Annotated in this window: 11 protein-coding genes; 8 read left to right on the top strand and 3 right to left on the bottom strand. The window is 50.0% G+C overall.

Annotated elements, in window-relative coordinates; translation table 11 throughout:
• Nucleotides 1–68: 68 nt before the first annotated feature.
• The 3 genes from ACJAYR_RS09315 to arsC all read right to left on the bottom strand — a co-directional run bounded on the left by ACJAYR_RS09315 (nt 69) and on the right by arsC (nt 2,675).
• Nucleotides 69–1,253 carry an acetyl-CoA C-acyltransferase gene (locus ACJAYR_RS09315; protein WP_415236352.1) on the bottom strand — a complete coding sequence of 395 codons (1,185 nt, stop codon included), beginning with the start codon at nt 1,251–1,253 and terminating at the stop codon, nt 69–71.
• 127 nt (nt 1,254–1,380) lie between these two features.
• Nucleotides 1,381–2,310: a methylmalonyl Co-A mutase-associated GTPase MeaB gene (meaB, locus tag ACJAYR_RS09310; RefSeq protein WP_415236351.1), complete on the bottom strand. Its 930-nt coding sequence runs from the start codon at nt 2,308–2,310 to the stop codon at nt 1,381–1,383.
• Between the two features lie 17 nt (nt 2,311–2,327).
• On the bottom strand, nt 2,328–2,675 hold the full coding sequence (gene arsC / locus ACJAYR_RS09305) for an arsenate reductase (glutaredoxin) (protein WP_415236350.1): 348 nt from the start codon (nt 2,673–2,675) through the stop codon (nt 2,328–2,330).
• 116 nt (nt 2,676–2,791) lie between these two features.
• Between arsC and ACJAYR_RS09300 the strand changes: the two genes are divergently transcribed.
• From ACJAYR_RS09300 to ACJAYR_RS09265, 8 genes are all read left to right on the top strand, one after another.
• Complete coding sequence (locus ACJAYR_RS09300) at nt 2,792–3,628, top strand: ABC transporter permease (protein ID WP_415236349.1); 837 nt, start codon at nt 2,792–2,794, stop codon at nt 3,626–3,628.
• 149 nt (nt 3,629–3,777) lie between these two features.
• Nucleotides 3,778–4,947 (top strand): aspartate aminotransferase family protein, encoded by a 1,170-nt coding sequence (locus ACJAYR_RS09295; RefSeq protein WP_415236348.1) that lies wholly within the window; start codon nt 3,778–3,780, stop codon nt 4,945–4,947.
• Nucleotides 4,947–5,882 carry an ornithine carbamoyltransferase gene (gene argF / locus ACJAYR_RS09290; RefSeq protein WP_415236347.1) on the top strand — a complete coding sequence of 312 codons (936 nt, stop codon included), beginning with the start codon at nt 4,947–4,949 and terminating at the stop codon, nt 5,880–5,882. The genes ACJAYR_RS09295 and argF overlap by 1 nt, the downstream gene beginning before the upstream one ends.
• A gap of 18 nt (nt 5,883–5,900) precedes the next feature.
• On the top strand, nt 5,901–6,827 hold the full coding sequence (locus ACJAYR_RS09285) for an Hsp33 family molecular chaperone HslO (RefSeq protein ID WP_415236346.1): 927 nt from the start codon (nt 5,901–5,903) through the stop codon (nt 6,825–6,827).
• A 65-nt stretch (nt 6,828–6,892) separates the two neighbouring features.
• Nucleotides 6,893–7,486 (top strand): hypothetical protein, encoded by a 594-nt coding sequence (locus ACJAYR_RS09280; RefSeq protein WP_415236345.1) that lies wholly within the window; start codon nt 6,893–6,895, stop codon nt 7,484–7,486.
• A 141-nt stretch (nt 7,487–7,627) separates the two neighbouring features.
• On the top strand, nt 7,628–8,302 hold the full coding sequence (locus ACJAYR_RS09275) for a CerR family C-terminal domain-containing protein (protein ID WP_415236344.1): 675 nt from the start codon (nt 7,628–7,630) through the stop codon (nt 8,300–8,302).
• Nucleotides 8,303–9,547, top strand: coding sequence for an efflux RND transporter periplasmic adaptor subunit (locus ACJAYR_RS09270; protein WP_415236343.1), 1,245 nt, complete (start codon nt 8,303–8,305; stop codon nt 9,545–9,547).
• Nucleotides 9,547–12,666, top strand: a complete 3,120-nt coding sequence (locus ACJAYR_RS09265) for an efflux RND transporter permease subunit (protein ID WP_415236342.1) — start codon at nt 9,547–9,549, stop codon at nt 12,664–12,666. The genes ACJAYR_RS09270 and ACJAYR_RS09265 overlap by 1 nt, the downstream gene beginning before the upstream one ends.
• Nucleotides 12,667–12,676 lie beyond the last annotated feature (10 nt).

Here is a 12,676-nt window from a genome sequence, read left to right as displayed (position 1 = left end):
TTATTTCCTGTGAAGGCACAAAAAACCGGCCCTTTTAACGGGGCCGGTTTTATGGGTTGGTGCGTTGCTTAGTTGACTTCAAACAAGGCTGCTGCGCCCATTCCGCCGCCAATACACATTGTTGTCACAACATATTTTGCGCCGCGGCGTTTTCCTTCAATCAAGGCGTGGCCTGTCATGCGGGCACCGGACATACCGTAGGGATGGCCGATGGAAATTGCGCCGCCATCAACGTTCAGCAGTTCGTTTGGAATGCCCAGTTTGTCACGGCAATACAGAACCTGAACAGCAAAGGCTTCGTTGAGTTCCCAAAGACCAATGTCATCCATTTTCAGACCGTTGCGTTCCAGCAATTTTGGAATAGCGTAGACAGGACCAATTCCCATTTCATCTGGTTCACAGCCAGCGACGACAAGTCCGCGGTAAGTGCCGAGTGGCTCGATATTGCGCTGTTGGGCAAGTTTTGAGTCCATCACAACACAGGCGGAAGCGCCGTCAGAAAGCTGACTTGCGTTACCGGCGGTGATAAAGCAGTCCTCACCCATAACAGGTTTCAGGCTCTGCAAGCCTTCCAGTGTTGTTTCTGGGCGATTGCCTTCGTCTTTGGTCAGGGTCACTTCTTCTTCAAGTGTTTCGCCAGTTTCCTTGTTGACCAACAGTTTTTTGGTGGTCATTGGCACGATTTCTTTGTCGAAGCGGCCGGCTTCCTGGCCGGCTGCGGTTCGCATCTGGCTTTGGTAACCATATTCGTCCTGCGCTTCGCGAGAAATGCCATACCGTGTTGCAACAGTTTCAGCTGTTTTCAGCATTGGGTCGTAAATGGCAGGTTTATTCGCGACCAGCCATTCATTTTGATAGCGGAACTGGTTCATATGTTCGTTTTGAACAAGGCTGATGCTTTCCAGACCACCGGCAACCATTACCGGAACCCCGTCTGCAATTACGCGCTGAGCGGCCATTGAGATTGTTTGCAATCCTGAGGAGCAAAAGCGATTGACGGTTGCACCGGATGTTGTGATTGGAAGGCCGGCGCGCAAAAGGGCCTGCCGGGCAATATTGCCACCTGCTGCGCCTTCTGGATTGGCAACGCCCATTAAGACGTCTTCTACTTCAGCGGGATCAATTCCAGCCCGTTCGACGGCATGCTTGATCACATGGCCACCCAGATCTGCGCCATGGGTGTTGTTGAAGGCGCCGCGATAGGCTTTACCAATGGGGGTTCTTGCTGTGGAAACGATGACGGCTTCTGCCATGAGAAATCTCCTCTTTATGTTTTATTATCATTCCGGGGTGTTTGCGCCCTGGCTTGTGCGACAGCTTATATATTGTGCGCTGCAATGAAAAGCTGGAAGTTGAGAAATGCGCATAAAGAGGCGTAGATCACACTTGTTTGGAGGCTATTTCGAGGCACTGACGGGCCGCTTCTTCAAAGCTGATTTCCCCCCGCACAAGTTTTTCTGATATTAAATCAAGAGCTTGATTGTCTTCGTCCAGTTTTGACGACAGAAATTCCAGTGTCGTGGTTTTAAGCAGTTTGCGAGGCCGGTCTTTTTCTTTCTGAGCGTGATCTCGTAAATGGTGCTGTGTTTCAATCGCTTCCGATAATAGGTCCAGTCCCTGATTTTCCACGGCAATCGTTTTAAGGACCGGGATTTTGCGGCTTAACGCACCGGTCGTCCGGGCTTCAAGCTGGCGGGCGGTGCGCTCTGCCAGCGGATTATCCGCTTTGTTGACCACAAGAATATCCGCAATCTCCAGAATACCGGCTTTAATCGCTTGAACATCATCTCCAAGGCCGGGCGCGCAAACCACCACTTTGACATCGGCAATATCGGCCACCTCAACCTCAGACTGACCTGCTCCCACAGTCTCCAGAACAATAACGTCCTTGCCGAAAGAATCCATTATGTCGATCACATGGGACGCTGATCGGCTCAGACCTCCTAAATGTCCGCGAGAAGCGAGGCTACGCACAAAAACGTCGGGATCGGTCGCGTGTTCACTCATCCGAATGCGATCGCCAAGAACGGCGCCGCCGCTTAACGGGCTGGACGGGTCGACCGCAATCACACCAACAGATTTCCCCCGGCTTCGCAATTCCCTGACATACGCGCCAACCAACGTCGATTTGCCAGCCCCCGGGGCCCCGGTGAAGCCAACAACCATCGAGTGTCCAAGAGAGGGCGCCAGCTTTTGCAGCAGGTCGCCGGTTCCCTTGCCGTTATTTTCAACAAGGGTTATGGCGCGTGCCAGGGCCGCCCGGTTACCTGCTCGCAGGCCGATGACGAGATCGTCTGTTGTGTCCGCCAATGTCTGAGCCGTTTCTTTTATAGAATTTCAAGGACAGATTCAGGCGGGCGACCAATGCGCACTTTGTCCCCGTTAAGAACAATGGGGCGCTCAATCAATTTGGGAACTGCGACCATTGCGTCAATAAGCTGATCATCGCTAAGAGAGGGATCTGAAAGGCTGTTTTCTTTGTATTCGGCTTCCCCTTTGCGCATTAAATCCCGGGGTTTAATACCAAGCTTTGACAGAATTTCAGTCAATTCCTGTTTGGTTGGCGGGGTTTTTAAATATTCGATGACCAGCGGCTCAATCCCTTTTTCCCGAATAAGTTCGAGTGTTTGGCGGGATTTGCTGCATCTTGGATTGTGTAATATTTTAACGGACATAACCTTCTCCAACCTGTCGTAATGATGGTGTCTATATGCTTGATTGTTCCAATTTTCACAAAAACTGTGACAAGGATAGCTTGCACCTTTTGTCTATAGGGAATATTTAAAGGCCCATGACAATCCGCACAACAGAAAATCAGACCACCCTTTCAAATGCTGATCGGCCGGTAACAGGTCGCGCCGCTTTTTTAAACTGGCTGGGTCTTTATACGCTCCTTTCGAAGGAAATTAAACGGTTCCTCAAGGTTCCCCTGCAAACCGTTTTTGCTCCAATGATGACCACTATGCTGTTTCTGGCCATCTTCACGCTCGCTTTTGGTAATGGCGAACGCTATGACGGCGCCGTCAGTTTTGCCAATTTCCTGGCGCCAGGCCTCATTATGATGTCGGTCATACAAAATGCTTTTGCGAATACATCTTCTTCACTGGTGATTGCTAAAGTGCAAGGGAATATTGTGGATGTCTTGATGCCACCGCTTTCGGCTTCTGAGCTGACACTTGCCTATGCGTTGTCCGGCCTTGCCCGGGGAATGGTTGTCGGGCTGGTTGTGACCGTGTGCATGTGGTTCTTTATCGATCTTCAAATCCATTCCCTGCCAGCCATTTTGTATTTCCTGATTGCAGCGGGTTTGATGCTGTCATTGCTTGGCATCATTGGTGGCATCATTTCAGACAAATTCGATCATATTGCTGCGGTGACAAATTTTGTGATTATGCCGCTCTCATTTCTGTCAGGGACATTCTATTCGGTCGAGCGATTGAGCGGCATCTGGTACGATCTCAGTCATATTAATCCCTTTTTCTACATGATTGATGGTTTCCGCTATGGATTTATCGGCACATCCGACAGCTCTCTTGTGCAAGGCGCAATAATCGTCGGATTGCTGGATTTATTTCTCTACGCTGTCGTTTGGTTGCTTTTTCGCAAAGGTTTTAAACTAAAAGCATAGAAAACGCCCTTCAAAAGCAGAGTTTGATTGACAGGATTGATCCGCCTGTCAATACTTCCGCGCTTTCTGGGCTCCGGCAATTCATCAAATAGGATGATTCGGAGCCATTCACTAAATGACATTTTGTCGATTTGTCGTGGAGAAGGCACATGATTCCCGCTTTGTTATCAAACTATGCCCCTGCAGAACTTTCCTTTGAAAAAGGAGAGGGCGCGTACTTGATCGGAAATGATGGCCGACGATATCTCGATTTTTACGCCGGAATTGCGGTTACGTCACTGGGACATGCCCATCCGGCGATCGTCAAGACAGTTCAGGAACAGGCAACTAAGCTAATGCATGTTGCAAACCTGTTTACCATTCCGGAACAGAAAATTCTGGCTCAGAAAATGGTGGATGCGACTTTTGCAGATGCCGTCTATTTCTGTAACTCGGGGGCTGAAGCAAATGAATGCGGTCTGAAAATGATCCGTAAATATTTCAGCACAAATGGGCAGCCTGAAAAATTCCGGGTGATCGGTTTTAATCAATCTTTTCATGGGCGCACCCTGGCAACGATCGCCGCCGCAGGGCAGGACAAACTGCTTGAAGGGTTTGGTCCGGTTGCCGACGGTTATGATCATGTCGAGCTTGGTGATATCGAAGCGGTTAAAGCTGCGATCACGCCAGAGACCGCCGGGATCATCATTGAGCCGATCCTCGGGGAAGGTGGCATTAAAGTTGTGGACCCTGCCTTTTTGAAAGCATTACGCACTCTTTGCGATGAGCAGGGACTGCTTTTGATGTTTGACGAAATTCAAACAGGCATGGGCAGGACAGGGACGCTTTTTGCATACGAACAAACAGGCGTTGAGCCGGATATCATGACATCAGCCAAAGCCTTGGGGAACGGGTTCCCTGTCGGAGCCTGCCTGGCGGTGGAAAAAGTCGCCAAATGCATGACGGTTGGCAGTCATGGGTCAACCTATGGCGGGAATCCGCTTGCTATGGCCGTGGCAACGACGGTTTTCGATGTCATGACAGAAGATGGATTTCTGGAACATGTAAACCGGATTTCAGGCCATCTGAAGCAGTCCCTCAGCGGTGTGGTCGATCGTTTCCCAACAGTTCTGGAAGAGTTGCGAGGGGTCGGTTTGCATTTGGGGCTGAAATGCAAGGTTGAAAACGGAACACTTATCAACATGCTGCAAAAACACGGCGTTCTAACCGCAAAGGCGGGGGATAATGTTGTGCGATTGCTGCCTCCGCTCATCATTGAAGAAAAACAGATAAACGAATTTATTGCGGCACTGGAAAAATCCTGTGAGGAGCTGGCCTAATGACGAACCCAACACATTTTCTGGATTTGCATGAAGTATCGAAAAGTGACCTGCGGGCGATGATTGATGACGGCATCGCCGTTAAAAAAGCGCGGGCGGGTTTTCCTAAAGGCACAGCAGATACCGGACGTTCCCTTGAAGGGCATACGCTGGCAGCGATTTTTGAGTTTCCATCAACACGGACCCGTGTTTCCTTCGATATGGCCATGCGTCAGCTGGGCGGGGACACGATGGTTCTGAACAGCGCAGACATGCAATTGGGACGCGGCGAATCCATTGCGGATACAGCACAGGTTCTGTCCCGCTTTGTAGATGCGATCATGTTGCGAACAGACAATCATTCAAAACTGATTGAATTGGCTGAGAATGCGTCTATCCCGATCATTAATGGTCTGAGCAACAACAGTCATCCTTGCCAGTTGATGGCCGATGTTATGACGTTTGAAGAACATAAAGGGCCGATTACCAATAAGGTTGTGGCGTGGAGCGGGGATGGCAATAACATGGTCACTTCGTGGATCCATGCGGCCGGCCAGTTTGACTTTGAATTTCGCATCGCCTGCCCGAAAGAGCTGACACCAGATCAACGGGCGCTGGACTGGGCCAAGGAAATGGGGGCTTCGGTTTATGTAACTCAAAGCGCCGAAGAAGCTGCCGCAGGGGCAGATTGTCTGGTTACAGATACCTGGGTTTCCATGGGGGATGATGCGGGCGATCGCCACAATATGCTCGCGCCTTTTCAGATTGATGAAAAATTGATGGAAAAAGCGGCAACAGACGCCATATTCATGCATTGCCTCCCTGCGCATCGCGAGGAGGAGGCTACTGCGGCTGTGATGGATGGTCCGCAATCGGTAATTTTTGATGAAGCCGAAAATCGTTTGCACGCCCAAAAGGCCGTGCTGCGTTGGTGCCTCGGTAAAATCGGCGAATAGTACAGGTAGGATCTACCAATGTCTGACAAACAGGATACAGTCATTTTAACGGATGATCTCATTCAGCCTTTTCAGATGGCTGAAGCGGGTGTTCGCGGGCGTCTCGTCCGGCTTGGAAAATGTGTCGATGATATATTGAACAGGCACGACTACCCTGAGGTCGTTGCCCGGTTTTTGGGGGAAGCGCTTGTTTTGTCAGCGGTCCTTGGCGGGGCGCTGAAATTTGAGGGTATTTTTACGGTTCAGACGAAAAGTGACGGCGCCATTACAATGCTGGCATCAGATATGACCACGCCTGGTCATTTACGCGGATATGCAGCCTTCGATCCTGACAAGCTTGCAGTGGCAGAAGGGGTCCCGTCAACGGATCTGGTCAAACAGTATCTGGGCAAGGGATATATCGCCTTTACAATCGATGCAAAAGATACGGATCAACGCTATCAGGGGATTGTCGCGCTGGAAGGGGAAAGTCTCTCTCAGTGTATGGAAGACTATTTTGATAAATCCGAGCAACTGGAAACAAAGCTTATTTCGAGTGTTGAAAAACGCGATGGTAAATGGCGGGCCGGCGGGTTAATGATTCAGCGCCTTCCGAATGAAGATGGCCGTATCTTTAATCAGGATGCCCATGATGAAGCCTGGCGAAATGCAGAGGCCCTTGTGAGTACGGTTCAGTCTGAGGAATTGACGGATCGGAATATGCGATCACCAGAGCTTCTTTATCGGTTGTTTCATGAGGATGGTGTCTGGCTCCATGATCCCCAGATTTTGCAGGATAAATGCAGTTGTAGTGAAGAGCGGTTTTTCCGAACCTTGCAGACTTTCGGTGCAACCGAAGTCGAAGATCTTGCGGATGACGGCGTTATTAAAACCGATTGTCAGTTCTGTAGTGCGCAATATGTCTTTAAAGTGTCTGATATTGTTGGGGCCGATCAGGGATCATAGGATTGCCTTTTTTCTTCTTCACACTGATTAATGATTAAAGTGAGTTCAGGACCAAGAGGTACATAATGGCCATAATTTCTGTTTTTCGTATTGTTGTCGTGAGCGTCCTGGGGGCGATTTTGGTCTCTTGTGTGTCGGTTCCTGAAAAACAGCAATATGCGGATATTACGTTTCAGCATCTGGCGCCTATCAAGCTGGATGTTGGTGAAATTCGGGTGATCAATGAGTTTCGCTCACCGCTGAAAGCGCCGCATGTTGAGCATGAGCTGCCAGTAAAATTGGACAAGTCCATCCAGCGCTGGTCGCAAGACCGGCTGCGCGCCGTAGGCAATAGCAATGCGTACGCTGTCTTAACTATCAAAGATGCCAGTGTTGTTGAAAAAGAATTGCCAAAAACAACAGGTTTAACCGGTCTTTTTACGAAAGATCAGGTGGTTTCGTATGAGTTTAACGTAAATGTTGAGTTGCAGGTGGTCACAATAAACGGGTCAAAAGGATTGGCACTGGCGCAAGCCCGCCGCGAGAAATCCATTTCGGAAGAGGCAACCTTGAACGAACGTGACCGCCTTTATTTCAATCAAACAGAAATAATTATGCAAGATTTCGACAAGGAAATGGAAAAAAATATCCGGAATTTTCTAACACCGTTCCTGCGTTAGATCATGCTCTGCGGGTCGGTGTGACTGGCGTCACACATCTGATCACTATTCCGTTCGTACATATAAGGGCCCTTAGAAAACTTGATTTTTTAGTGGGCCCTTTATATGTATGTTGAAATAGATCAAACGATTGACCTAATTATGCAAGCAACAAAAAAACAACCGGCCGCTGCCCGCCTGATCGAAATGGCTGGTCCGTTATTTGCGGATCGTCCCTTTGACGCCGTTTCAACACGCGAACTTGCGCGGGCCGCGTCGGTTAATCTATCTGCGATTTCCTATCATTTTGGTAGTAAAGAAGGCCTGTATGACGCTGTTTGTTCCAATCTGATTAACGATTTGGCCCCAGTGCGGAACGGCTTTAAGAATTTTTTGGATGCGGGTCTCGCCGCGGCCAAGGATAATCCCGACCTGCAACGCCAAATACTAAAAACATTTGTCTGTCTGCTGATCGATGCGATCACATCCAATCTGAACCCAAGATGGAAGATGCGTTTGATGCTGCGTGAAATCCAAAGCGTTGGACCATGTTTTGAAAAGGTCATGTCCGGTCATATCGACATTATGCATGATCTGGCTGGACGCCTGGTCTCTGTGATAAAAAAGGAACCTGAAGACAGTGTGTCTGTCAAACTGGTCAGTCATTCCCTGATCAGTTTGTGCCTTCAATATTCTTTGAACGAACCTCTGCTTTCCCACCGGTTGGGCTGGGAGGGGTTTAAAGAACCGGAAATCGCGATTTTGAAACGAGAAACCGTTGATATGGTGTTTCGGATGTTGGGACTCCCGCCCATGACTGCACAAGAGGGCCTGTAGATGCTAAGTGGCAAGTTTAAAATCGTTCTTCCTGTCTTGATTTTGGCAGTCGGCTTCGGTGCGTATTCGTATCTAAAACATACGAAAGTTGAAGAAAAGCCAGTTCCGGTGAAAGAACGTGTCTGGAATGTTGCCGTTAAAACCGTAAAACGGGAAACTCTGGCGCCTCGTATTTCGCTGTTTGGAACATTGATGGCGTCGCGCGAAGTAGAATTGCGCTCGCTTGTTGCAGGTGAAATTATCCGCGTGAGTGATAAATTGAAAGAAGGGTCGATCCTTGAAAAAGGGGATCTTTTGATCGAAATCGATCCATTCGAATATGATGCCAGTCTAGCCGAAAAAAAAGCGAGTGCCCTCGAAGCGCGATCCCGACTGGAGGAATTGCAGGCGGTGGAGCGTTCAGAGAAGGCATCTCTTGTTCGTGATAAAGAGATTTTGGCGCTGGAACTTCGAAACCTTGAACGATCTGAGGCCCTTAGAAAAAAGGGGAATATTTCGGTTAAATCATTGGACGACGCCAAGAACGCCCTTAGTCGCCAACGCCAGACAGTTGAACAGAGGGCGGCCCAGCTGGATATCCAGCGGGCCCGCATCGGCCAGCAGAAAGCGGTGCTGGCCCGTCTGGAAATCGGTATCAAAAGGGCCGAGCGGGATTTGAAGAACACAGAACTTCGCGCACCTTTCAGGGGATATGTGGACCAGATCGAGGTGGAACTTGGCAAGCGCGTGGACGCGCGCGATAAAGTTGCGCGGCTAATTGATGCAAGTAGTCTTGAAGCCCAGTTTCATTTGTCCGACCGGCAATTTGGTCTTTTGCAGGCGTCAAAAGAAGGCGTGATCGGACGGCCTGTCACTGTAAAATGGGTTGCGGGTGACAAAGATCATTTGTTTGACGGCCGGATCGCCCGCATCGGATCAGAGATCAGCGCGAGCACCGGCGGACTTCAGTTATATGCTGTATTGCAACCAAATGGCGGAACCAATAAGGTGCGCCCCGGCGCCTTCGTTGATGTGATCTTAAGCGGTGAAAAATATCCAAACGCCCTTCAGTTACCTGAGCATGCCGTCTATGAGGGCAAAAAAGTATATGTGATTGTTGACGGACGAATTGAAGAGCGCACCGTCGAGATTGTCTACAATAATGGTGCGACCCTTCTGGTCACTGGGGACCTGAAAGACGGTGAACAGTTGATTACAACACGCTTTGCGGAAATTGGCCCGGGCCTCAAGGTCGAGGTGCGCTAATGGACCTCGCGCGCCTCGTCTCGCTTTTTGTAAAGCACAAGAACGCTGCAAATCTGTTGATGATCATGATGATCGTCGTCGGCGGCTTTTCCCTGATGCGATTAAACACCCAGTTTTTTCCTGATTTTGGGACTGAAATCGTCAGTGTTTCGATTGCATGGCCCGGGGCAAGCGCAGAAGACGTTGATACCAATATTACAACGGCCCTGTTGCCCGAAGTGCGTTTTCTCAATGGGGTGAAGAAAGTTCAGTCCTTCTCGGTTGAAGGGAATAGTACAGTTGTTGTCGAGTTCGAAGCGGGCACCGATATGCAGGAGGCCCTTTCTGACGTTGAGCAGGGCGTCTCGCAGATAACGACTTTTCCTGAAACCATTGAAACGCCCGTTACGAAAAGAATTGTGATCTATGATCCGATTTCCCGGCTGTCCGTTTCCGGACCCTATTCTGAAGCGTCGTTAAAAGCGATTGCCAAAACGATCAGGGACGATTTGCTGGATCGGGGGATTGACAAAATCAGCCTTTTTGGCGCCCGAGATGAGGAAATTTGGGTGACGGTCGATGACCGGGCGCTGCGCCGGTATGATCTTACCCTAAGCGATATCGCGACGGTTATCCGCAATAATTCAAAAGATGTTCCGCTTGGAACGATGGGCGGGCAGTATGAACGCCAGTTACGATCCCTTGAGCAAAAGAATGATGCGCCATCTATGGGGCAGCTTGAGATCAAGGCGACCCCCAGCGGACAAACTGTATATTTGCGGGATATTGCGGTCCTGACGGACGCGTTTTCTGAAACGGGGAAAACTGGCTTGCTGAATGGTCAGCAGGCTGTTGAGATTTTTATTCAGCGCTCCCAGTCGACAGATGCGTTAGATGCATCCAAAATCGTGAGCGAGTATATCGAGACCGAACGAAAGAGATGGCCCGAACAACTCACCATTACTCAATATGATGTGCAGGCGAACCTTATTGAAGACAGGATCCGCCTGTTGCTGAATAACGGTCTGGGGGGGCTGGCGCTGGTTCTGGTGGTCTTGTTTATTTTCCTGAATATCCGGGTTGCCCTGTGGGTTGCTGTTGGTATTCCGGTTGCCATCCTCGCGACGGCAGGCGTGATGTTATTTACTGGCCAGTCCATCAATATGATCAGCCTGTTCGCCATTATCATGAGTTTGGGCATTATCGTGGATGATGCGATCGTGGTGGGCGAGCATAGCAGTTATCTGAAGGCGCAGGGGTTGCGGCCGCTGGAAGCAGCGGAAAAAGGGGCGCTTCGAATGTTGGCGCCTGTATTTGCATCCAGCTTAACGACGATTGCAGCTTTTCTGCCTATTTTCATGATCGGAGATGTCATTGGTCAGATTATTTCAGCCATCCCTGCGGTCGTTGTCGCTGTCCTTGCCGCCAGCTTGATCGAATGCTTTTTCGTCTTGCCGGGGCATATGCGGGGCGCGCTGCGCCATAAAGGAGCCGACAGTCGAGCCCGGATCTGGTTTGATACGAAATTCACCTATTTCCAGACCCACCTGTTTCGAAGAACCGTTAGTACCGTTGTCAGTTGGCGTTATGCGACACTTGCAATGGCTGTCGCGTTGCTCTTCGTTGCATTTGGCCTTCTGGCAGGGGGCCGCATCGGGTTTAATTTTTTCCCGTCACCTGAGGCGGATGTGGTGAACGCCAATATCGTGTTCTCGCCGGGTGTACAGCGGGATGCGACGGAAGATATGATTTCGGAAATGAACCGTGCGTTACTGAAGGTTGAACAGGATCTGACGGACGGAAAAGGCGGCCTGATCGTATCTTCCTTTGCAAAAATTGGAATAAGCGTCGGTAGCCAGTTCACCTCTGTTTCCGGAGATCATCGGGCCGGGATGCAGATCGAACTTGTTCCTGCAGACCAGCGAAGTGTGCGCACAGCTGAATTTATCGACGCCTGGCGCGCCGAGATTGTTCCAGCTGCAGGCCTTGAACGGATTGCACTGACTGAACGTATTGGCGGTCCTCCCGGCCGTGAACTGGATATACGTCTGAAAGGCACAAATACGAACGATCTCAAGACCGCCGCGCTGGAGGTCAAAGAACTGCTGAAACGATATCAGGGCGTGTCGGATATTGAAGACGATTTGCCGAACGGTAAACAGGAAGTCATTTTGAAATTGACACCCCAGGGACGGTCTTTGGGCTTTACGACCGAAGACATATCCCTTCAGGTTCGCGCTGCTTTTGAAGGGGTGGTCGCCCGCAAATTTGCCCGCGGTGAAGAAGAAGTAACGGTCCGTGTTCAGTATCCTCGCGAACAGGTTGCAGCGGACGCATTGCAGAATTTCTACCTGCGCAGCGCTGATGGTTCTGAAGTGCCCCTGTCTGAAGTTGTCACGACCTATACCGAACAGGGATACGCCCGTATTAAACGGGAAAATGGTGTCAGAGAAGTGGCAATTACAGCTGAAATTGATGAAGATACAACCTCCTCTGACGAGGTGTTGGCTGTCCTGCCAAAAGATGGCCTGACTGCTATAGCTCAAAAATATGGATTGAAATACCGGTTTGCTGGTAAATCAGAAGAACAGGCCGAAACCCTTGCAGATATGCGGTTGGGCGCCATGATCGGCCTGACCGCTATCTATCTGATCCTCGCTTGGGTCTTCGCGTCCTATTGGCGGCCTGTTGTGGTGATGTCGATCATCCCCTTTGGTGTTGTTGGGGCGATTGCCGGGCATTACCTGCTTGGCTACAATCTGACGATCCTGTCGTTGATTGCCTTGCTGGGTCTTTCCGGGATCCTAGTGAATAATTCGATTATTCTGGTGAGTGTGGTCGATGAACGTCTGAGCCGGGGAGAAAAATATCGGGCGGCGGTAATTGATGGTACCTGCGACAGGCTTCGGGCTGTTCTGCTGACGTCTCTTACAACAATTGGCGGTTTGACACCGCTGTTGTTTGAAACAAGCCTGCAGGCGCAGTTTTTGATCCCAATGGCCATTACACTGGTCTTTGGGTTAATGATCGCAACATTTCTGGTTTTGTTTCTTGTGCCCGCCTTGCTGGTTATTCAAGACGATTTCAGGCGGATGTCAAACTTCGTAACGGGCAAAAAGAACCAGCCGGCCGAAGTTTGATTTCCGGTTC

It is taken from the genome of Sneathiella sp. (assembly GCF_047631475.1).
Taxonomy (GTDB): domain Bacteria; phylum Pseudomonadota; class Alphaproteobacteria; order Sneathiellales; family Sneathiellaceae; genus Sneathiella.
This window is presented reverse-complemented; position numbering and strand designations above follow the sequence as displayed.